Genomic DNA, 21644 nt, shown 5'->3' with positions numbered 1-21644 from the left:
AGCGAGATGGTTTGACTACTTTATATATCCGGCATCCGGCCAGGGCTGACAGCGAAGGGGCGCTGGCCCGCTTCGCGCTGGTCGCCGACGGCGGCGCCCTGGTCCAGCAGGGCGACGGGGTCCTGAAAGGCATGGCCGACCTGGTGGCGTCGAGCCGGCGCGTGGTGCTGCTGCTGGCCGCGGCCGATGTCACTTTGCTGCACGTCAAGGTGCCGCCGCTGTCGGCCGCGCGCCTGCGCAGCGCGCTGCCCAACCTGGTCGAAGAACAGGTGCTGGGCGACCCGGAAGAATGCGTGCTGGTGGCCGCGCCCGCGTCGGCGGCGGACGGACTGCGTCCGATCGCCGTGGCCCAGCGCGCCTGGCTCGAAGCGCTGGTGCGCTCCCTGCTGGCCATGGGCGCGCGCTCGGTGGCGGCCTTTCCCGCCCAGCTGTGCCTGCCGCTGGCGCCGGGCCATGCCTCGGCCGCCATCGATGGCGGCGGCATCACCATCCGCCACGGCCAGTACCACGGCCTGGGCCTGGCGCTGGCGGGCGACCCGGCGCTGGCCCTGCAAACGGTGCGCGCGCTGGCCGGCGACACGCCGCTGACCCTGTACGTGCCCGAGCCGCAGCTGGGCGAATACCAGGCCCTGCTGGCCGAAGCGGGACCGGCCGTCACGCTCGAAGCCGAACACTGGGCGCACTGGATCGCCGGCTCGAAAAGCACGGCCCTCGACCTGGTGCCGGGCCTGGGCGCGGCCGGCGCCAAGACGCGCGACTGGCAGCGCTGGAAGTGGCCGCTGCGCCTGGCCCTGCTGGTGCTGGCGGTCAACCTGGCCGGCATCAATTATCAATGGCTGCGCCTCAAGCGCGAAGCCGACAAGACGCGCCAGGGCATGGTGCAGGTCTTCCGCGCCGCCTATCCGAAGGAGACGGTCATCAGTAACAACCTGGAACGCCAGATGCAGCAAAAAATCGCCCAGGCGCGCGGCGCCTCGGGCCAGGTCGGCCCCGAGGAATTCACCTTCCAGGCCGCCGCCCTCGGCGAAGCCATGCGTACCCTGGGCAAGCAGCCCGAGCTGGCCTCGATCACCTTCCGCGAGCGCGCCATGACGGTCAAGCTCAAGCCCGAGGGCGCCGATCCGGCCCTGGCCGCCAACCTCGGGCCGGGCGTGCGCAAGCACAAGCTCGAGGTCAGCGAAGTCGCCGCCAACACCCTGCTGCTGCGCGCGGCGGGAGGCAAGCCATGAGCGCCCTCGCCGCCGTGAGCGGCCTGAAGGACAAACTGGCGCTGTACTGGATGGCGCGCACCGAGCAGGAGCGCAAGTTCCTCGGCATCGGCGCCGCCATCGTGCTGCTGGCGCTGGTGTACGGCGTGTTCCTGGCGCCCGCGCTGGAAGGCAGCGCGCGCCTGCGCAAGGAACTGCCCCTGCTCAAGCAGCAGAAGGCCCAGCTCGAAGCGCTGGCCAAGACCGCCGCCGAACTGTCCGGCCAGAGCGCGCCCCAGGTCACGCCGATGTCGCGCGAGACGCTCGGCGCCAGCCTGTCCGCGCGCGGGATCAAGCCCGAGTCGCTCAGCATGACCGGCGAGTACGCCAAGCTGCAGGTGACCGGCGTGGCCTTTTCCAATCTGTTCGCCTGGCTCGAAGCGCAGCGCCTGGAAAACCGCATCGGCGTGCTGGATGCGGCGATCACGGCCTCGACCCCGGCCGGCCAGGTCGACGCCACCCTGACCCTGCGCCAGAACGCGGATGCGGGTTCGCGATGATGCGCGCCGTGCTATGGTTGGGCGCGATCGTGCTGGCCGTGGCCCTCACCGTGCTGGCGTTCGCGCCGGCCGCCTGGCTGGGCGACGTGGTCGAGCGCCAGACCGGCGGGCGTTTGACTCTGGGGGATGCGCAGGGTACGCTTTGGCGCGGCTCGGCCTTTATCGGCGGCGCGCCCGGACCCGGCGGCGCGGTCACGCCGCTGCTGCCGGGACGCTTCGCCTGGACCCTGTCGCCGATGGCGCTGCTGGGCCAGGTCGACATGACGCTGGAGAACCCGCAGGCCCTGAGCCAGCCGGTGCGCCTGTCCGGCAGCTGGTCGCAGTGGCAGGTCAGTCCGGCCGCGCTGCTGCTGCCGGCCGAAGGGCTGGCCGGCCTGGGCGCGCCGCTCAACACCCTGGCGCTGTCGGGCCGGATGCGGCTGTCGTGGACCACCCTGGGCCTGGCCGCGCTGAACGGCGGCAAGGCCATCGCGGTCGATGGGGTGACCACCCTGGAACTGGACGAGATGGGCTCGCGCATGGCCCCGATCAAGGTGCTGGGCAGCTACAAGATGACCATGGATTGGCAGGGTCAGCAGGCGCAACTGAATTTGAAGACCGAACGCGGTGCCTTGTTATTGGCCGGAAAGGGCAGCCTGAATCAGGGCCGCTTCCAGTTTTCCGGCACGGCGCAGGCCGCCGATGGATATGAAGAAACGCTGGGCAATCTCCTGAATTTACTGGGCCAGCGCCGAATGGTGGACGGCAAGAAAACTATCGCCTTAGAGTTTAAATGATGAAAAAACAGTCACTGAGCACTTTCCCTTCCCCGGCGTTGCGCCGCATTGCCGCCGGCGTCCTGCTGTGCTGCGCGGTTGCGGGAGCCCCGGCCCCCGCGCTGGCGGCCCCGGAAGATTCGGCCGCCCTCAATTTCGTCGGCGCCGACATCGAATCGGTCATCAAGGCGGTCGGCCACTATACCGGCATGACCTTCATCATCGATCCGCGCGTCAAGGGCACCCTGACCGTGGTGTCGGAAAAATCGGTCACCAAGGCCCAGGCCTTCGGCCTCTTGACCTCGGCGCTGCGCCTGCAGGGCTATGCGGTGGTCACCGGCGACGGCTACGCCAAGGTGGTGCCGGAAGCGGAAGCGAAGCTGCAATCGTCGCCGACCCAGGTCGGCGTGGGCGGCGCGAAAATCAAGGGCGACCAGATCGCCACCCAGATTTTCCACCTGAGCCACGAATCGGCGGCCAACCTGACCGCCGTGCTGCGTCCGCTCATTTCGCCCAACAATTCGATCATGGCCAATCCGGGCAATAACAGCCTGGTCATCACCGATTACGCCGACAACCTGCGCCGCCTGGCCAAGATCGTCGCCGCGCTGGACGCCCCGGTGGCGGCCGACCTCGACGTGATTCCGGTGCGCCACGCGATCGCCTCCGACCTGGCCACCATGGTCAACAAGCTGATGGAACCGAGCGCCGGCGGCGACTCCGGCCGCATCAGCGTGGTGGCCGATCCGCGCACCAACGCGGTGGTGCTGCGCGCCCCCTCGCCGGCGCGCGCCAACCTGGCCAAGTCCCTGATCGCCAAGCTGGACCAGCCGACCTCGCAGGCCGGCAACGTGCACGTGGTCTACCTGAAGAACGCCGACGCCACCAAGCTGGCGCAAACCCTGCGCGCGGTGGTCTCGTCCGACTCCTCGGCCCTGCCCCAGCAGCAGCAGGGCACCACCGGCGGCAGCGTGGCCAGCGGCGGCGGCGCCAGCGGCAACAACACCATGGGCGGCAACAACCAGAACAGCGGCGCCGGCAACAGCATGGCCCAGCAGAGCCAGACCGGCGGCGGCAGCGGCGGCAGCGGGGCCGGCTTCATCCAGGCCGACGCCTCCACCAACACCCTGATCATCACCGCCCCGGACGCGGTCTACCGCAACCTGCGCGCCGTCATCGACCAGCTCGACGTGCGCCGCGCCCAGGTCTACATCGAATCGCTGATCGTCGAAGTCAATGCCGAAAACGCGGCCGAATTCGGGGTCCAGTGGCTCGGCCTGTCCGGCACCGAAAACAGCAAGTACCGGGTCGGCGCCCTGCAGAACTCGACCAAGGTGGCGGGCGACAATGCCATCCTGGCGCTGGCGCGCGGCGGCGCGGCCGCCGCCAATCCGGGCGCCGGCCTGTCGATCGGCATCTTCAAGCAGGTCGCCGGCGAACTGGGCCTGGGCGCGATCGCGCACGCCCTGCAAACCACGGGCAACGCCAACATCCTGTCGACGCCGAACATGCTCACGCTCGACAATGAACTGTCGACCATCAAGGTCGGCCAGAACGTGCCGATCATCACCGGCAGCTTCACCACCAACACCGGCGGCGCGGCCGGCGGCAACCCCTTCCAGACCATCGAGCGCAAGGACGTCGGCCTGACCCTCAAGGTGCGTCCGCAGATTTCCGAAGGCGGCACCATCAAGATGGCGATCTACCACGAGACCTCGAACGTCGACCAGTCCTCGCTGGCGGCGCCCTCGGGCGTGACCACCAACGTGCGCATCATCGAAAACAATGTGATCGCCGACGACGGCCAGATCATCGTGCTGGGCGGCCTGATCAAGGACGATACCAGCGATAACGAAGAGCGCGTGCGCGGCCTGGCCGACATTCCCGTGGTCGGCAACCTGTTCAAGTACCGCAAGCGCGGCCGCACCAAGACCAACCTGATGGTGTTCCTGCGTCCGGTGATCGTGCGCAGCAAGGAAGACAGCAATGCCATCGCCACCGACCGCTACGACTTCATGCGCTCGGCCGGCCAGGCCGTGGGCGGACCGAAGGACAATATCGTCATGCCCGACTACGGCACCCCGGTGCTGCCGCAACTGAGCAGCGGCCAGCCGCCGGCGGGCGGCGCCATGGCGCCGGTGCCGGCGCGTCCGGTTCCGGCCCCGGCCACGCCGGCCCCGGCGCCGGGCAGCAGCACCGAGCGTCCCCTGACCGCGCCGGCCCCCCTGAATCCGGCCGATGTGAATATGTACCGCCCGGCGACCAAGTAAAAAAGAAGAAGCGGACAATACAGCGATGAGCAATCTTTTACCTTACGCTTTCGCGCGCGACTTCGGCGTGCTGGCGCGCTCGCCCGACAACGGCGAGCATCCGATCGAGGTGTGGGTCTCCGGCGCCACCGCGCCGGCGGCGATTGCCGAAGTCTCGCGCCGCTTCGGGCGCATCGCCCTGCGCTCGATGGAGCGGGCCGACCTGGAAGCGGCGATCGCCAGCTCCTACGCCGGCGCCGGCGGCGACGCCTCGCAGGTGGCCGACGAATTCGACGCCGATCTCGACCTGACCAAGCTGCTGCAGGACGTGCCGGCCATCGAAGACCTGCTCGAATCGTCCGACGACGCGCCGGTGATCCGCATGATCAACGCGCTGCTGACCCAATCGCTGCGCGAAGGCGCCTCCGACATCCACATCGAACCGTTCGAACAGACCTCGGTGGTGCGCTTTCGCATCGACGGTTCGCTGCGCGACGTGGTCCGTCCGCGCAAGGCCATCCACGCCTCGCTGATCTCGCGCATCAAGATCATGGCGCAGCTCGACATCGCCGAAAAGCGCCTGCCGCAGGACGGCCGCATCACCCTGCGCGTGGGCGGCAAGCCGGTCGACGTGCGCGTCTCGACCCTGCCGACCGGGCATGGCGAACGCGCCGTATTGCGTCTGCTCGACAAGGAAGCCGGGCGCCTCGACCTGTCGCACCTGGGCATGAGCCCCGGCCTGCTGCCGCAGTTCGATGAACTGATCAACCAGCCGCACGGGATCGTGCTGGTCACCGGGCCGACCGGTTCCGGCAAGACCACCACCCTGTACGCGGCCCTGTCGCGCCTGAACGCCTCGACCACCAATATCCTGACCGTGGAAGACCCGATCGAGTACGACCTGATCGGGGTCGGCCAGACCCAGGTCAACGCCCGCATCGACATGAGCTTCGCCAAGGCCCTGCGCGCGATCCTGCGCCAGGATCCGGACGTGATCATGATCGGCGAGATCCGCGACCTGGAAACGGCGCAGATCGCGGTCCAGGCCTCGCTCACCGGCCACCTGGTGCTGGCGACGCTGCACACCAACGATGCGGCAGCTGCGGTGACGCGCCTGCTCGACATGGGGATCGAACCGTTCCTGCTGTCCTCGTCCCTGCTGGGCGTGATGGCGCAGCGCCTGGTGCGCAAGCTGTGCGAGCACTGCAAGGTGCGCGACGAAGTGGAAACGCCGCAGGGCCGCATGCTGCAATGGAAGGCGGTCGGCTGCGAGAAGTGCGGCCAGACCGGTTACCACGGCCGGGTCGGCGTGTACGAACTGCTCGAGACCAACGACCAGATCAGCGCCCAGATCCACAACCGCGCCTCGGAAGCCGAGATCCGCGCGGCGGCCCAGGCCAGCGGCATGAAAACCATGCGCGAAGACGGCCAGCGCTGGCTCGACAACGGCACCACCACGCAGGCCGAATTGCTGCGCGTGACCAAGGACTAGGCCGAGAACGATGCCCGCATTCCGTTATGAAGCCGTCGATGGCGACGGCAGCACCCGCAAGGGGGTGGTCAACGCCGACAGCGCCCGTTCGGCGCGCGCCGACCTGCGCCTGCAGGGCCTGACGCCGCTGATGGTCGAGGCCATCGCGGCCCAGCTGGACGCTTCCGGCGCCGAGAAAAGCCGCGGCTTCGGCGAGCGCCTGTCGCAGGTCGAGCTGGCGCTGTTTACGCGCCAGCTGGCCAGCCTGCTGGAAGCCGGCCTGCCGCTGGAACAGGCGTTTACGGCCTTGCTGGAACAGGCCGAGCGTCCCTACGTGCGCGACCTGGTGGCCTCGATCCGCTCGGAAGTGATGGGCGGCTCGCCGTTTTCGGACGCGCTCTCGCGCCATCCGCGCGACTTTGCCGAGATCTACCGCGCGCTGGTGGCCTCGGGCGAACAGATCGGCCACCTGGCGCGCGTGCTCTCGCGCCTGGCCGACTACATCGAGCGGCGCAACGCGCTGGTGCAGAAGGTGCGCCTGGCGTTCACCTATCCGGCCATCGTCACCGTGGTGGCGTTCGCGATCGTGATCTTCCTGCTCACCTACGTGGTGCCGCAGATCGTTTCGGTGTTCGCCAACACCAAGCAAAAGCTGCCGCTGCTGACCATCATGATGCTGGGCGTGTCGAACTTCGTGCGCGCCTACGGCATCGTCGTCGGCATCCTGCTGGTCGGCGCCTTCTGGCTGTGGCGGCGCGCGCTGCGCAATCCGGTCCTCAAGCGGCGCTGGCACACCTGGCTGCTGACGGCGCCCGTCTACGGCAAATTCGAGCGCAGCCTGAACACGGCGCGCTTCGCCAGCACCCTGGCGATCACCACCGGCTCGGGCGTGCCGATCCTGCGCGCGCTCGACACCAGCCGCGACACCCTGTCCAACGTGGCCATGAAGGAGCTGGTCGAGCAGGCCAGCGCCAGCGTGCGCGAAGGCGTCAGCCTGGCGCGCGCGCTGTCGGCGCAAAAGCACTTTCCGCCGATGCTGATCCACATGATCCGCGCCGGCGAGATCACCGGCGAACTGCCCGCCATGCTGGAACGGGCCGCCAATTCGCAGCAGCAGGACCTGGAACGGCGCACGCTGACCATCGCCGGCCTGCTCGAACCGGTGCTGATCCTGGCCATGGGCGTGGTGGTGCTGCTGATCGTGCTCGCGGTGCTGATGCCTATCATTGAAATCAATCAGCTGGTGCGGTAAAAAGGAATGTAATGAAGCGTATGCCAATAGTTGTCAGCCTGATCGCCGTGGTTCTCTTGTCGGCCTCGATCGCGTACTGGGTCATGCAGTTCTTCCAGGGCGAGCAGCGTCCCATCGTGGCGGCCGCCGTGGCGCCCGATCCGGTGCCGGCGCCGGACGCCGCCGCCACCCTGTTCGGCGGCCAGGCCGCCACCGTGGTGGTCAGCAATTACCAGCTGACCGGCGTGGTCTCGGCCGGGCGCGACAGCGCCGCCATCCTGGTGGCCGACGGCCAGCCGCCGCGCGCGCTCAAGGTGGGCAAGGAAGTCGCGCCCGGCGTGACCGTCAGCGCGGTGTTCCCGCGCTACGTGATCCTGTCCGAAGGCGGCGTCGAGAAGCGCATCGAACTGGCCACCGACGCCAAGGCCGGCCCGGAGATGGCGCCGCCGATGCCGATCGCGGCGCCGCTGCCGCCGCCGGGCGACAACAATATGTCGAACCCGCCACCGAATCCGCCCGCCGATCCGTCGCAGGGATTGTCGCCGGTGCCGCCGCCGACGCCGGGCATGCCGCCGCAGCAGCAGATGCCGTCCCCGAGCCGCACCGTGGTCAGTCCCGGCAACCAGCCGCCCACCCAGTAAGGCGGCCATGAAGCGATTGCGCGTGCTGGCCGCGGCCTGCGCCCTGGGCCTGCACGCGGGCGCCGCGCTGGCCCAGGCCCCGACCCCGGCGCCGCCAGCCGAGGCGGCGGCCGCCGTGCCGGCCCGTCCGCGCGTGGCCCTGGTGCTCTCCGGCGGCGGCGCGCGCGGCTTTGCCCACATCGGCGTGCTGCGCGTGCTGCGCGACATGCGCGTGCCGGTCGACATCGTGGTCGGCACCAGCATGGGCAGCGTGATCGGCGGCGCCTACGCGGCCGGCTCCTCGGTGTCCGACCTGGAAAAAATGGCGCGCCACACCGACTGGGACCGCGTGGTGGCCGACCGTCCGGCGCGCGAAGACCTTCAATACCGGCGCCGCGACGAAGACGTGCTGCTGCCCTCGCGCCTCGAGTTCGGCCTGCACCGCGACGGCATCTCGCTGCCGCCGGCCGCGGCCGGCAACGCCGCGCTGGAACTGGCGCTGGCGCGCCTGCTGCCGGCCGGCACGCGCGACCGCCCGGTCAACCAGCTCAGCCTGCCGTTCCGCTCGGTCGCCTCGGACCTGGTCACCGGCGACCTGGTCGACCTGGTCGACACGCCGCTGTTTTTGACCATGCGCGCCTCGCTGGCGGTGCCGGGCGTGTTCGCGCCGGTGCGCGTGAACCAGCGCCTGGTGGTCGACGGCGGCCTGGTGCGCAACCTGCCGATCGACCTGGCGCGCAAGATGGGCGCCGACATCATCATCGCCGTCAACGTCGGCACCCCGCTGGCGCCCGAAAAGAACCTCGGCAGCGCGCTCGGCGTGGCGCAGCAGATGATCAACATCCTGACCGAGCAGAACGTGCAGCGCTCGATCAAGGAACTCGGCCCGAACGACATCCTGATCTCGCCGGAATTGAGCGGCACCAGTTTTCTCGACTTCCGCAATATCGACAACGCGATCCAGGGCGGCGAGTCGGCCGCGCGCGAACTGTCGCAGCGCCTGGCGGCGCTGGCCCTGCCCGCCAGCGACTACGCCCTGTTCGAAAACAACCGCCTGGCCACGCCGCCGCTGTCGGACACGGCGCTGCCGCTGGCCGAGGTCAAGGTCGAGAGCAGCGGGCGCATCAACCCGAAAATCCTGCAGGTGCAGGCCGGCCTGGCGCTGGGGCAGACGCGCACGCGCGAGCAGCTGCGGCGCGCCGCCAACAGCCTGTACGGACGCGGCGACCTGGAGCGGGTCGAGACCGATATCGACGACGAAGGCGGCCAGCGTTCGGTCGCGATCCGCGCCACCGAAGCGGACTGGGCCAACAGCCGCCTGCGCGTGGGCCTGGAGCTGGCCAGCGACTTCGACGACGCCAACCGCTTCGCCCTGAAAGTGATGCACGTGCGCTCCTCGATGAACCCGTGGGGCGGCGAGCTGCGCACCACGGCCCAGATCGGCGACGAGCGCGGCATCGGCATGCAGCTGCACCAGCCGCTGGGCCCCGGTTCGCCGTGGTACGTGGCGCCCTCGATCCAGTTGGGCTCGACCTCGCTCGACGTCTTCAGCGAAGGGCGGCGCCAGGTGCGCTATGCCTATTCGCAGCGCTCGGCGCGCTTGATGGTGGGACGCGAACTGGGGAGCTGGGGCGATGTGCAGTTGGGCATCGTCAGGCAGCGCCTGGGCGCGCGCGCCGTGATTCCCGAGGACGTGGCGGGCCAGCATGCGACCAATAGCTACCAATACCTGCGCTACCGGGTCGATACGCTCGACTCGCTCGGCTTTCCCAGCCGCGGCAACCTGCTCGACGCGCAACTGGCCGCGACCGGCGTCGGCGCCGATGCGAACGCCGATGCCGGCGGGGCGGCGCCGCTGGCGCAGTTTTCCCTGCTCGGCATGAGCGCCTTCCGCTCGCGCGACTGGGCCGGCCATGTGTACGGCGAATACGCGATCTCCAGCAGCGGCGCCGCGCCGCTCAGCCTGGGGGGATTCCTGCGCTTGTCCGGTTCGCTGCCGGAATCGTTCGAAGGCAACCGCATCGCGTTCGGGCGGCTGGTGATGGCGCGCCGCATCGGCGCCTTGCCGGTGACCCTGGGCGGCACCGTGCGCGCCGGTTTTTCGCTGGAAGCGGGCGGCGCCTTCGACCGCAAGACGCCGCAGCGCGACGCCGCCTTCAAGCAGGCCGTCAGCGGCTTCCTGTCGGTCGATACGCGCTTCGGCCCGGTGTACGTGGGCGCCGGCAAGACCATCCACGGCGCCGGCACCGCCTATCTGTTCCTCGGGCCGATCTGGTAAGCGGCCGCGCCGCGCGCCTGCGGGCGGCGCAGACTGTTTAGCAAAAGCACACTGTTACTTTTGCACACAGTTTATGTCGTGCCAATGGGAAATCTAATTGCTGAATGTAAATATTTCCTGTAGATTATTTCGAATCTTCGGAGTACCTACTACAAAGGATGCACATGTCATATATCAGCAATTCCCTGTCGAACGGCGAGCAAGTGAAGTACGAGGGAAAAATCAGCCCCTGGTCGCTGTTGCCCTTGATTATCCTCGGCTTTCTGACGATCGCGTTTTTCGGCCTGGGCCTGCTTTTCTGGATCGCCGCGGCGATCCGCTACATGACCACCGAGCTGGCCATCACCGACAAGCGGGTGATTGCCAAATTCGGCTTCATCAGCCGCAACACGATTGAACTGAATATGGCAAAAATCGAGAGTATCCAGGTCAACCAGGGTATCCTCGGCCGCATTTTCGATTTCGGTTCGCTGACCATCGCCGGCGGCGGCATTCCATCGGCGCCGATTCCCGGTATTTCGAATCCTCTGGCATTTCGCCGCGCCTTCAACGATGCGCAGGAAGCGGCCGCCCAGAAAGCGGCGTGATCGCCTGAAGCGCGCCGGCTCCGGCGCGCTTCAGGCGCGGCGCAGCGCGGTAAACGCGCTCGATTCCCACGACTGGAAGCCGAGCAGCAGGGTCACGCCGTCGCGCTCGTCGCTGGCCAGGCGCCGGTCGGCCTGGTGCAGGCGCGCCAGCTCGGCCGCCAGCTGCTGAATCTTGAGCAGCAATTCGCGCGAGCTGGCCAGGGACAGGCGCGCCGGCAGGCACAGCAAGGTTTCGCCGGCGCCGTCGAAGCGCCCGCTGAAATAATCCTCCACCACATTCTCGCGGAAATACTGCTGCACCGGCCCGTCCGGCAGCCAGCGGAAGGTGGTCGACACGCGCATGCTGTAGCGGTTCAGGGGCTTGAGTTCGATCAGGCCGAGGCGGTCCAGTTCGACCATCAGGCCGATGCACTCGGGTTCGGTCAGGCGGTAGGTTTCGATGATCTGGTCGAGCGTCCAGTTGCCCAGGCAGCAGATGGCCACCAGCAGCAGGCGCGGATTGGCCATCAGCGACTTTTCCTGGGTCGGGGTCAGGGTGTCGGCCTGCGGACGGGCGTCGGCCGCGCGCCGCAGCACGTCTTCGAGCGGCACCCCGGCCGCCTTGCAGATCTGCGCCAGGCGCGACAGGGCCATGTCTTTCTGGCCGAACATGCGCTTGACGCTCGACTCGCTCATGCCGATGCGCCCGGCCAGGGCCTTGTAGGTGATGCCCGCCGCGCGCAGTTCGGCGCGCAGCACTTGTATGACCAGCTCAGGAGAGCTCATGCGATTCCTTTGAAGGCGAAATGTACAGTGATTCGATACTCAATGTACCGAATTTCGGTGCTTCGCACAAGCAGATAGGACTTTTTGAGGAAAAGCGGGACACTGGCTTCATACCAGAAACGCCTCCGGGCGAAAGTGAACCGATGCCGAAAATCCCCCTGCTTGCCGCCATCCTGCTGACCTTGTGCAGCAATGCCGCCAGCGCCGCCAGCTACGGCGACACCAGTCCGATCTATGTCGGCGGCGGGGCGGGGCGGATGCAGTTCGGCGCGCACTGCGGCGCTGGTGCCGACTGCAAGGGGCAGGACAATGCCAGCGCCAAGGTGTTCGCCGGTTTCAATTTTGCGCCGTTCAGCGCGTGGCAGGGTTCCGAGCTGACCAGTTCGGTCGAGCTGGTGGGCTATCGCAGCGGCACGCTGCGCCTGGCGCGCGAACGCGGCGCGGCATCGCTGCGCGGAGCGGGGCTGTCGTACCGCATCAGTTCGCGCGAAACGGATGCGCTGTCGGTGCATGCGCGGGCCGGGCTGACGCGCCTGTCGGGCAAGTTCGGCGGGGCGTCGAGCGGCTCGACCGGGATCACGGGGGGCTTGGGACTGGCGTACGCGCTCGACAAGCATCTGTCGCTGACGGCGGACTACGATGCGCTCAGGGCCGGATTCGGCGCGCTGGCACGCACGCATGTGCATTTATTAACGTTCGGCGCGGCCTACAAGTTCTAGGCGGCGCACACAGGATGGCCTGATCGCGGGCGCCCGCCGGGGCGCCCGCTGGCGGCCCTTGATCCTTGCTTGGCAGCTAAGCCGATCACCACAATCGCACTACCACTACCGCACTGTCGTTCGCGCCGGGGCGGCCTTGGCGCGAACGACGGTCCTGAAGACGGCGGCGATAACAATGATTGCCGTGCGGCCAACCGTCAATCGGGCTCCGGCTCCAGCTTGGCCTTCTTGAGCGCGCGCTTGGCCGCCTGGCGCTCCTGCGCCGGCCCCTTGGCGTGCGGCCCGGCGGCGCGCAGCTTGGCTGCCACGGCGACCGGATTGCGCACCTTGGCAACCTGCTGCGTCGGCTTGACGGTGATGCGCATCTTTTGCCGCGTCGCCAGTGCCTTGTTCGCCATCGCGCGTCCTCCTTACAGCACGTAGCGCGACAAGTCTTCGTTGTCGGCCAGTTTGTCGAGGCGCTCGTTGACGTAGGCCGCATCGATCGACACCACGCTGCCGCCCGTTTCGCTGGCGGTAAACGAGACTTCCTCCAGCAGTTTTTCCATCACCGTATACAAACGCCGCGCGCCGATGTTCTCGGTGCGCTCGTTGACCGAAAACGCAATCTCGGCCAGGCGCGTGATGCCGTCCGGCGCGAACGCGACCTTGACGTCCTCGGTCGCCAGCAGCGCTTCGTACTGCTTGGTCAGGCAGGCGTCGGTCGAGGTCAGGATGCATTCGAAATCGGCAATCGACAGCGATTCGAGCTCGACCCGGATCGGAAAGCGCCCCTGCAATTCGGGAATCAGGTCCGACGGCTTGGCCAGGTGGAAGGCGCCCGAAGCGATGAACAGGATGTGGTCGGTGCGGATCATGCCGTACTTGGTGTTGACCGTGGTGCCCTCGACCAGCGGCAGCAGGTCGCGCTGCACGCCGGCGCGCGAGACATCGGCCCCGCCCATTTCGGAGCGCGAGGCGATCTTGTCTATCTCGTCGAGGAACACGATGCCGTTCTGCTCGACGTTGGCGATCGCCTTTTGCTTGAGCTCGTCGTCGTTGACCAGCTTGGCCGCTTCTTCGTCGATCAGCAGCTTCATCGCTTCGCGGATCTTGATCTTGCGCGGCTTCTTGCGCGCCGCGCCGATGCCGGAAAACATGGACTTGATCTGCTCGGTCATTTCTTCCATGCCGGGCGGGGCCATGATTTCCATCTGAGGACCGGGCTCGGCCACTTCGAGCTCGATTTCGCGGTCGTCCAGCTCGCCTTCGCGCAGGCGCTTGCGGAAGGTCTGGCGCGTGCCTTCGCCTTCCCTGGCCTCGGGCGGCTGCGGCGTGACGTTGAAGCCGAAGTCGCGCGCCGGCGGCACCAGGATGTCGATGATGCGGTCTTCGGCCGCGTCCTCGGCGCGCTGGCGCACCTTTTTCATTTCGCTGGCGCGGGTCTGCTTGATGCCGATATCGATCAGGTCGCGGATGATGGTGTCGACGTCGCGCCCGACGTAGCCCACTTCGGTGAACTTGGTCGCTTCGATCTTGATGAAGGGCGCGTCGGCCAGCTTGGCCAGGCGGCGCGCGATCTCGGTCTTGCCGACCCCGGTCGGGCCGATCATCAGGATGTTCTTGGGCGTGATCTCGTGGCGCAGCGGCTCGGCCACCTGCTGGCGGCGCCAGCGGTTGCGCAGGGCGATGGCGACCGCGCGCTTGGCCTTGCCCTGGCCGACCACGTGCTTGTCGAGCTCCGAAACGATCTCGCGGGGCGTCATATTCATGGTGCTTGGCATGGTGCTTCCCCTTAATCCAGTGTTTCGATGATGTGCGACATATTCGTGTAGATGCACAGCTGGCCGGCGATGGTCAGCGATTTCTTGACGATCTCGGCCGGCGAGAGCTCGGTATTTTCTTGCAGGGCCTTGGCGGCCGACTGGGCGTAGGTGCCGCCGGAACCGATGGCGCCGACGCCGTCTTCGGGTTCGAGCACGTCGCCATTGCCGGTGATGACCAGGGTCGATTCATGGTCGGCCACCAGCAGCATCGCTTCCAGGCGGCGCAGCACGCGGTCGGTGCGCCAGTCCTTGGCCAGTTCCACCGAGGCGCGCAGCAGGTTGCCCTGGTGCTTTTCGAGCTTGCCTTCGAAGCGGTCGAGCAGGGTGAAGGCGTCGGCGGTGCCGCCGGCGAAGCCGCACAGCACTTTGCCCTGGTACAGCTTGCGCACCTTGCGGGCCGTGCCCTTCATGACGATGTTGCCGAGTGTGACCTGGCCATCGCCGCCGAGCGCAACTTGCTTGCCGCGCCGTACGCACAGGATGGTGGTGCCGTGAAATTGTTCCATTATCGTTGCCTCTCAGTGATGGAGCGGCCGGCCGGGGTCGGTTCCCGCGCGGCTGCATGCCTCCCAGAAATGGGGATGCTCACGAAAATTGCAAGACAGCTAGCGGCAGGCGCGCCCTGATGGCAATGCCCTCGAATCAAGGGCCGTCCTCCCGGCGACGGCAAGGATCCATGGCAGCGCTGACTTGCCGTGCGATGGATCTCCGCCCTGGCGGGGAAGACCGCGTCAGGGTCGGCGCTCTTCTCGACTGCCGTCATCAACGGCAAGCGGGGCCGATAGCGAAGGTCAGTACCTGTGCGGGAACAGCTTGGCCACTTCCGTGAAGCCCAGTAGTTTGAACAGTGCGGCGACCAAATGGTTCAATTCGCGCAGCTCGATTTTTTTCTCGGCCGCGATCGGGCGCAAGCGGTTGAGCAGGGCGGCGGCGGCGGCGTAGTCGACCCGCGCCAGGCGCGAGCAGTCGAACAGCACCGTTTCGGCGCTGTCGGCGGCATACGCGTCGATGGCCTGGAACAGGGCCGTGGTCGCGCCGTCGATGACCGAGGGCAGCATGAAGCCTTCGGTGGCCGGCGGCGTGTGCAGGATGCTGACCGAGGTGGCGGTGCTCAGCGACGGTTCGAAGGACGGCGGCGAGACCTCGTAGGTGACGCAGTAATCCATCGCCGTTTCTTCGAAGTCCTTTTCGCGGTCGAGCAGCTGGAACAGGGCCAGCAGCAGCAGCCAGGGCGCTTCGCTGGCGTCGCGCTTGCCGATTTCGATGGTCGAGTGAACCAGCTCGGCCAGTTCGGCGGCGCCGGCCACGATCAGCTCGCGCTCGCTGGCGCGCAGGCGGTTCATGGTTTCCAGCAGCAGGGCGCAACCGTCCGGGGTGACGCTCTGGATGCGCGCGAATTCGAGGCGCAGCACCGGGTTTTCGCTGGCGCGCTGCAACAGGCGTTCCAGGCGCGGCGCGACTTCGCCGTCCAGCACGCCACTGAAGACTTCGGTCGGGGTGACGCCGGCGAAGGTGCGCTCTTCCATACCGGGCGGCATGAGCGGCGGCGACCACGAGGGCGGCGAGGTTTCGAAGCGGCTCGCGTAATCGATTGCAATATTGTCGAAGTCATCCTGGCGTCCGCCGACCTGGTAGAGGTCGAACAGCATCCACCAGATGGTGCGGTCGTCCTTGCCCAGCTCGGCAAGGTTATCGAGCAGCATGTGTTCGGTGACGGCCATCTGGTCGTTGGCGAACATGATGGCGATTTCTTCGATGACGGGCGCGGTCTGGGCCGGCACCGGCGCGTCCGGCAAGTCTTCGTCGGCCAGCAATTCGGTGGTGGCCAGTTCCAGCATCGGCAGGGTGTCGGGCGCGCCGCCGTCGGCCGCCGTCTTGGCCTTGCGCGGGCCGCTGCCCCAGGCCGGTTCGGGCGTGTTGAAGATGTCGTTCGACATGGCCGATTCGATGGCGTCGATCTTGGCCGCCGTGGCGCGCGCGATCTCGCGCTGGCGCGCGCGGTCGGCATCGGTGTCGGCGGCCAGGCGCGACGGTTCGCCGACGCGCAGGCGCGAGTCCGGCGCATTCTTGCCGCCAGGCTGATCAGTTTTCTTCTTGTTGAAGATGGAGAAGATACCCACGTCGTTCCCTGTCTCGTTCTACGCTGCGCACTGCGCCAACCGCACTTGGCGCATCGCGTGCGCCAGGCGCCCTGCCTGAATCCATTGCCGCACACGCCGTACCAAGCCGCACGGTAGCATGCCGGCCCGGCCGGCGCCAGCCGCCCATGCCGCCGGCCACCCTGGACATGCCAGCATAGTGTAGCCGATAGGCAAACTTTGAGTGGGATTGGCGGGAGCGGCAAAACAAAAAAGCATGCGGGGGCGAACCCGCATGCTTCTTCGGAGTCGGCGTGCGGCGATACTCAATCGCCGTACAGTTTTTGTTTCAGCTCGCGGCGCTGCTGCGCTTCGAGCGAGAGGGTCGCGGTCGGGCGCGCGATCAGGCGCGGAATGCCGATCGGTTCGCCCGTCTCTTCGCACCAGCCGTAGTCGCCCGCGTCGATGGCGGCGATCGACTGCTGCACCTTTTTCAGCAGCTTGCGCTCGCGGTCGCGCGTGCGCAGTTCGAGCGCGTGTTCTTCTTCGATCGTGGCGCGGTCGGCCGGATCGGGCACCAGCACGGTTTCGCGCAGGTGCTCGGTGGTCTCGCCTGCGTTCTTGAGCAAGTCTTTTTCGAGCTGCTGCAAACGCGCCTTGAAAAACGCCAACTGCGCCGGATTCATATAGTCCTTCTCACCCATGGCCCGGATTTCTTCTTCCGAGATGAGATGGCCTTCTGTATTGACGGCGGGGGTCGATTTAGTTGTTTTAGTCATGACTTCACTTACCTTCGATACGACGGTGGTTTCATTTTATCAGCTAACCCGGGCGCGGCACCGGTAAAGCGGCGATGCCTGCGCCCGAAGCGCCTACCTTGACGGCTTGCTGAACTGCCGCCTTGTTCGTCTGTTTCCGCACCTGGATACCTATTTACTGCCGGTGCGCTAAAGCGGGCATCTTAAAACCCGGATAGTTTATACCAAACATTGTTCCAAACCGCTGACAAAGACATCTTTTGGTAAATTTTTGCCAATAAAAACCATTTTGCTGCCACGTTCCTCGTTTTCGCCCCATTTTGCGCCCAGATCGCTGCCCATCATCTGGTGCACGCCCTGGAATACCACCTTGCGCTCGGCGCCCTGCATCAGCAGCACGCCCTTGTAGCGCAGCATGCGCGGACCGAAGACATTGACCAGGCTGGCCAGGAATTCGTCGAGCTTGGCCGGGTCGAAGGGGCGCGCGCTCCTGAACACGAAGGCGGCGATGTCGTCGCTGTGGCGGCCATGGTGGTGATTATGGTCGTGGTCGTGCCCGTGCTCGTGGCGGCAGGCGTCGGTGTGCACGTGATCGTGATCGTGGCCGTGCGCTTCCTCGGCCTTGAGGAAGTCGGGGTCGATGTCCAGCTTGTCGTTGAGGTTGAAGCCGCGGATGTCGAGCACCTCGGCCAGCGGGGCGCGGCCGAAGTCGACCTGGCTGATCGGCGCGCGCGGGTTGATGCGCCGCAGGCGCGCCTTGAGCGCGTCGAGCTGGGCGGCATCGACCAGGTCGGTCTTGGAAATGAGCAGCTTGTCGGCAAAGCCGACCTGGCGCTGGGCTTCCTCGTACTCGTCGAGCTGGGTCATGGCGTGGCGCGCGTCGACCACGGTCAGCACCGCGTCGAGCATGTAGTGCACGCCCACTTCCTCGTCCATGAAGAAGGTCTGCGCCACCGGGCCCGGATTGGCCAGGCCGGTGGTTTCGATGATGATGCGGTCGAACTGCAGCTCGCCCGCTTCGCGCTTTTGCGCGAGATTGGAAAGCGCCACGATCAGGTCGCCGCGCACGGTGCAGCAGATGCAGCCGTTGTTCATTTCGACGATCTGCTCGCTGCTGTCCTGCACCAGGATCTCGTTGTCGATGTTTTCCTGGCCGAATTCGTTTTCGATGACGGCAATCTTCAGCCCGTGATCTTCCTGCAGGATGCGATTGAGGAGCGTGGTTTTGCCGGCGCCGAGGAAGCCGGTCAGGATGGTGCTGGGAATGAGGGCCATGTTGTCGTCAATCAGTGTGCTGCCCGGGAGCGGGCGAATAATCGAGCGATTATGCCGGATTTCGCCAATTGCTTCCAACTACCGCCATGCGGCTTGATGCGGATCATGCCGCGCGGGCGTTTGCGGCCCCGTTTTTGCTTCCTATTTCGCCTTGGCGCGCGGGTGCGCCTGGTCGTACACGGCCGCCAGGTGCTGGAAGTCGAGTGCGGTGTAGACCTGGGTCGAGGTGATGCTGGCGTGGCCCAGCATGTCCTGCACCGCGCGCAGGTCGCCCGACGATTGCAGCACGTGCGAGGCGAAGGAGTGGCGCAGCATGTGCGGATGCACGTGCACCGGGGTGCCGGCATCGATCGCATGCTGTTTCAGGCGCAATTGCACCACGCGCGGCGACACGCGCGTGCCGCGTTCGGACAGGAACAGGGCGTTGCCGCCGTCGGCCGGCGGCGGGCGCACCGCCAGCCAGGCCGCCAGCGCGGCGCGCGCGTGGCTGCCGACCGGCACCGTGCGCATCTTGTTGCCCTTGCCGGTGACCAGCACGTCGCCCGAGGCCATATCGATCCAGCCCAGCGACGGCGCCTGGCCTTCGCCGCCCTTGTGATAGGTCACGTCGAGCCCGGCCAGTTCGGCCACCCGCAAGCCGCTCGAATACAGCAGCTCGAACATGGCGCGGTTGCACAGCTCGGCGGAGGTGAGGGTGCTGCGGCCGGGCGGTGCGCTCGCCACCAGCTGCACCGCATCGTCCACCGCCAGCGCTTTCGGCAGCGGGGCCGGGCGCTTGGGGGCGCGCACGCCGTCGGTGGGGTTGGCGGCCAGGGTGATGTGCTCCGCCAGCCAGCCGAAAAAGCCGCGCCAGCTCGACAGCTTGCGGGCGATCGAGCGCGGTCCCAGCTCCTGGCTGTGCAGGATCGCGGTCAGGCGGCGGATGTCGGCCTGGCGCATCTGTTGCCAGGGCATGCCCTTGGCCAGGGTCTGCAATTGTTGCAGGTCGCGCCGGTAGGCGTCGATGGTGTGCGGCGAGAGCTGGCGCTGGGTGGCCAGCTGCGCGAGATAGCGCCCGACCCAGTCGGTGGCGTCGTGCTCGCCCGCGCTCGCGCCCTGGCTGTGCATCTCAGGCGCGCAGGGCGGCCAGCGCGGCGCTGGCGGTTTCGCCGATGTGGACCAGGAAGTCGGTGCCCATGCTGGCGGTGAAGCGTTCCGGATCGGGCGAACCGAGGATCAGCAGGCCGAAGGCGCTGCCGTTGCTGCGCAGCGGCAGAATCACGGTCGACTGCACCGCCGCCGCGTCGGCCAGCCAGCGCACCGCTTCGAAGTCGTGGTTGCTGCCGCAGTAAGGCGCCAGCAGGCTGTTGGCGAACAGGCGCGCATCTTCCGACACGCCGTTGACGTACCAGTTGCCGGCGTGCGCCGGGGCCAGCTGCCACAGGCGCAGGGTCGCTTGCGGCACGCCGAAATGGGTGGCCAGGCCATCGACCAGGGCGCGCGGCATGTCGCTGTCGTGGCGCGCCTTGAGCAGGGCCTGGGTCCAGCCGTGGAACTTGTTGGCGATGGCGGCGTTCGCTTCGGCCAGGCGGATCAGGTCCGCCATGCGCAGTTCGAGCGCCTTGTATTTATCGCGCATGACTTCCATCTGGCGTTCCTGCAGCGACACGGCCTTGCCGGTCAGCGGGCTGGACAGCTTGACCTCGCCCAGCAGGTTGGCGTGTTCCTGGAAAAAGGTCGGATGGTCGGCCAGGTAGTCGGCGACGGCGGTGGAGTCCAGTGTGGCGGTCATGTGAGTCTTTGCTTGAAATCTTGATGCGGGTAAAAAACGTCTCGCAATTCTAACCGACAGCCTGCGCGCTCCCATGAAAAAAGACGCCCGGGGGCGTCTTTTTTGCGGTGCGCAAGCGTGCCCGATCGTGCTTAGAAGCGGTGCCGCACGCCGATCTGGATCGAATGGCTGTCGTCGCCCGCGACTTTGGTGAAGCCGCCCGGCGAACCGGCCGCGCCCGGCGTGTACTGGCCGTCGTTCTGGTTCTTGATGTTGGCCAGCACGGTGTAGATGTCGGTACGGGCCGAGATGTTGTAGTCGTAGCCGACTGCCAGCAGGGTCGCATCGCTGTTCGAGACGGTGCGGTCGTTCTGGCGCGCGGCCGAGGCCATGATGCGGCCCTGGCCCAGGCGGTAGTGCAAGCCCAGCTGGTAGCTGCTGGCGTCGACCTGGCTGTTGCGGGTGATGTTGTCGGTGTAGATCTTGGTCAGGGCGGCAACGTTGGCAGCCGGTACGCCGGCGGCGCGCAGGCCCGGCGCCACCTGGCCGTTGAACACCGCCAGGTAATCGCCCAGCAGGGCCGAATTGCGGTTGACCTGGTCGTGGTAGCCGGCGAAGAACTTGAAGTCGCCGACCTTGACCGAACCGCCCACGGTGGTGGTGGTCAGGCTCTTGCGGCCTTGCAGGTCTTCACCCTGGTTGTGGCCGACGCCGAGGTCGAAAATGCTGGTCTTGTAGGTGATCGCGGCGCCCATGAACTTGTTGTAGCGGCCCAGGTAGCCGGAATTCTTGGTGCCGTACATCAGCGAGCCGCCCAAGCCGGACGGGGTGGCGATGCGGTACTGGATCGATTTCTGCGAGCGGATGTCCGCGCCCAGCGCGGTAAAGCCGGCGGTGCCGCCGGTGATGCCGCCCCAGGTGCCGGCGGTGCCGGTTTCGAAGGCGTCGGCGGCGGCGAACACTTCGTAGCCAGGGGTGTACATGCGGCCGACCAGGATCGCGCCGACCGGGGTGACCAGGCCGACCATGGCGGTGCGGTCGAACAGGGCTTTTTCGGCGTTGACGGCAATCGCCGGCTGCAGGCCGGCGCGCAGGGTCGCCAGGGTCGGCGCCAGGGCCGGGGTCTTGAAGGCGTCCATGCCCTTGGTCAGGTACAGGCCTTGGTTCGGCGTTACCAGGCCGGGGCTCTGGGTACCGGTGTCGAGTTCGACGCGCGCTTCCAGATTGAAGATGGCCTTGTAACCACCGCCGATGTCTTCGGTACCTTTGAGACCGATGCGCGAACCGTCCGCGATGCCACTGACGAGTTTGGCCGATTCACCCTTGGTTTTCATGAAACCGGCGTCGGCAATACCGTAAATGGTCACGCTGGACTGGGCCAGGACCGGGGCTGCGAAACAGGTAGCGATTACACCAGCGATTAATTTTGTTTTCATTGTGTCTCCAGGAGATTATTTTGTATAAAAACGAACGTGCGTACTAATTCGTTTTAACCAATATGCCATCGTTTTTTAGCCTTGTACAGAAAGCCCATCGCGCACGCAAGTGCTGGTTGC

General features: G+C 66.8%; 20 protein-coding genes. 10 read left to right on the top strand and 10 right to left on the bottom strand.

Translation table 11 applies throughout. From position 1 onward, the window contains the following. The first annotated feature begins 11 nt into the window (after positions 1-11). The 9 genes from gspL (at position 12) to EJB06_RS28115 (ending at position 10938) form a co-directional block, all read left to right on the top strand. The gene (gspL, locus tag EJB06_RS28155; protein ID WP_229427330.1) at positions 12-1229 is read left to right on the top strand and encodes a type II secretion system protein GspL; all 1218 of its coding nucleotides are present in this window, start codon (positions 12-14) and stop codon (positions 1227-1229) included. Then, positions 1226-1747: a type II secretion system protein M gene (locus tag EJB06_RS28150; RefSeq protein ID WP_126077348.1), complete on the top strand. Its 522-nt coding sequence runs from the start codon at positions 1226-1228 to the stop codon at positions 1745-1747. The genes gspL and EJB06_RS28150 overlap by 4 nt, the downstream gene beginning before the upstream one ends. Then, positions 1744-2523, top strand: coding sequence for a type II secretion system protein N (gspN, locus tag EJB06_RS28145; protein WP_126077347.1), 780 nt, complete (start codon positions 1744-1746; stop codon positions 2521-2523). Before EJB06_RS28150 ends, gspN begins: the two co-directional genes overlap by 4 nt. After that, positions 2523-4772 carry a type II secretion system secretin GspD gene (gspD, locus tag EJB06_RS28140; protein WP_126077346.1) on the top strand — a complete coding sequence of 750 codons (2250 nt, stop codon included), beginning with the start codon at positions 2523-2525 and terminating at the stop codon, positions 4770-4772. Before gspN ends, gspD begins: the two co-directional genes overlap by 1 nt. Before the next feature lie 25 nt (positions 4773-4797). Continuing rightward, positions 4798-6243 (top strand): type II secretion system ATPase GspE, encoded by a 1446-nt coding sequence (gene gspE / locus EJB06_RS28135; RefSeq protein WP_126077345.1) that lies wholly within the window; start codon positions 4798-4800, stop codon positions 6241-6243. Positions 6244-6253: 10 nt separating this feature from the next. Further along, complete coding sequence (gene gspF / locus EJB06_RS28130) at positions 6254-7474, top strand: type II secretion system inner membrane protein GspF (protein WP_126077344.1); 1221 nt, start codon at positions 6254-6256, stop codon at positions 7472-7474. Between the two features lie 11 nt (positions 7475-7485). Further along, positions 7486-8094, top strand: coding sequence for a type II secretion system protein N (locus EJB06_RS28125; RefSeq protein WP_126077343.1), 609 nt, complete (start codon positions 7486-7488; stop codon positions 8092-8094). Positions 8095-8101: 7 nt separating this feature from the next. Beyond that, positions 8102-10351 carry a patatin-like phospholipase family protein gene (locus tag EJB06_RS28120; RefSeq protein ID WP_126077342.1) on the top strand — a complete coding sequence of 750 codons (2250 nt, stop codon included), beginning with the start codon at positions 8102-8104 and terminating at the stop codon, positions 10349-10351. 164 nt (positions 10352-10515) lie between these two features. Then, positions 10516-10938: a PH domain-containing protein gene (locus tag EJB06_RS28115; RefSeq protein ID WP_126077341.1), complete on the top strand. Its 423-nt coding sequence runs from the start codon at positions 10516-10518 to the stop codon at positions 10936-10938. A gap of 30 nt (positions 10939-10968) precedes the next feature. Here EJB06_RS28115 and EJB06_RS28110 read toward each other — a convergent pair whose 3' ends face one another. Then, positions 10969-11703 (bottom strand): helix-turn-helix domain-containing protein, encoded by a 735-nt coding sequence (locus EJB06_RS28110; RefSeq protein WP_126077340.1) that lies wholly within the window; start codon positions 11701-11703, stop codon positions 10969-10971. A 143-nt stretch (positions 11704-11846) separates the two neighbouring features. Between EJB06_RS28110 and EJB06_RS28105 the strand changes: the two genes are divergently transcribed. Then, positions 11847-12422 (top strand): outer membrane beta-barrel protein, encoded by a 576-nt coding sequence (locus EJB06_RS28105; protein WP_164558059.1) that lies wholly within the window; start codon positions 11847-11849, stop codon positions 12420-12422. A 197-nt stretch (positions 12423-12619) separates the two neighbouring features. Here the strand turns inward: EJB06_RS28105 and EJB06_RS28100 are convergent, their stop codons facing one another. From EJB06_RS28100 to EJB06_RS28060, 9 genes are all read right to left on the bottom strand, one after another. Next, complete coding sequence (locus EJB06_RS28100) at positions 12620-12820, bottom strand: hypothetical protein (protein WP_054265693.1); 201 nt, start codon at positions 12818-12820, stop codon at positions 12620-12622. 12 nt (positions 12821-12832) lie between these two features. Beyond that, complete coding sequence (gene hslU, locus EJB06_RS28095) at positions 12833-14173, bottom strand: ATP-dependent protease ATPase subunit HslU (protein WP_198420938.1); 1341 nt, start codon at positions 14171-14173, stop codon at positions 12833-12835. Positions 14174-14196: 23 nt separating this feature from the next. After that, on the bottom strand, positions 14197-14733 hold the full coding sequence (gene hslV / locus EJB06_RS28090) for an ATP-dependent protease subunit HslV (RefSeq protein WP_126077338.1): 537 nt from the start codon (positions 14731-14733) through the stop codon (positions 14197-14199). A gap of 285 nt (positions 14734-15018) precedes the next feature. After that, a complete protein-coding gene (locus EJB06_RS28085; RefSeq protein WP_126077337.1) occupies positions 15019-16347 on the bottom strand; it encodes an STAS domain-containing protein in 1329 nt (442 codons plus the stop codon). Positions 16348-16631: 284 nt separating this feature from the next. Next, entirely contained in the window at positions 16632-17084 is a 453-nt protein-coding gene (dksA, locus tag EJB06_RS28080; RefSeq protein ID WP_126077336.1) for an RNA polymerase-binding protein DksA, read from the bottom strand. Positions 17085-17282: 198 nt separating this feature from the next. Next, positions 17283-18338, bottom strand: coding sequence for a CobW family GTP-binding protein (locus EJB06_RS28075; protein ID WP_126077335.1), 1056 nt, complete (start codon positions 18336-18338; stop codon positions 17283-17285). Between the two features lie 141 nt (positions 18339-18479). Further along, entirely contained in the window at positions 18480-19445 is a 966-nt protein-coding gene (locus EJB06_RS28070; RefSeq protein ID WP_126077334.1) for a tyrosine recombinase XerC, read from the bottom strand. A 1-nt stretch (position 19446) separates the two neighbouring features. After that, positions 19447-20109: a DUF484 family protein gene (locus EJB06_RS28065; protein WP_126077333.1), complete on the bottom strand. Its 663-nt coding sequence runs from the start codon at positions 20107-20109 to the stop codon at positions 19447-19449. Between the two features lie 131 nt (positions 20110-20240). Then, positions 20241-21524 (bottom strand): porin, encoded by a 1284-nt coding sequence (locus EJB06_RS28060; protein ID WP_126077332.1) that lies wholly within the window; start codon positions 21522-21524, stop codon positions 20241-20243. Between the last annotated feature and the right edge of the window lie 120 nt (positions 21525-21644).

It is taken from the genome of Massilia atriviolacea, from assembly GCF_003953935.1.
In the GTDB taxonomy this organism is placed as follows: domain Bacteria; phylum Pseudomonadota; class Gammaproteobacteria; order Burkholderiales; family Burkholderiaceae_D; genus Telluria_A; species Telluria_A atriviolacea.
Note: the sequence above shows the minus strand (reverse complement) of the source record. Positions and strands in the feature narration are given on the sequence as shown.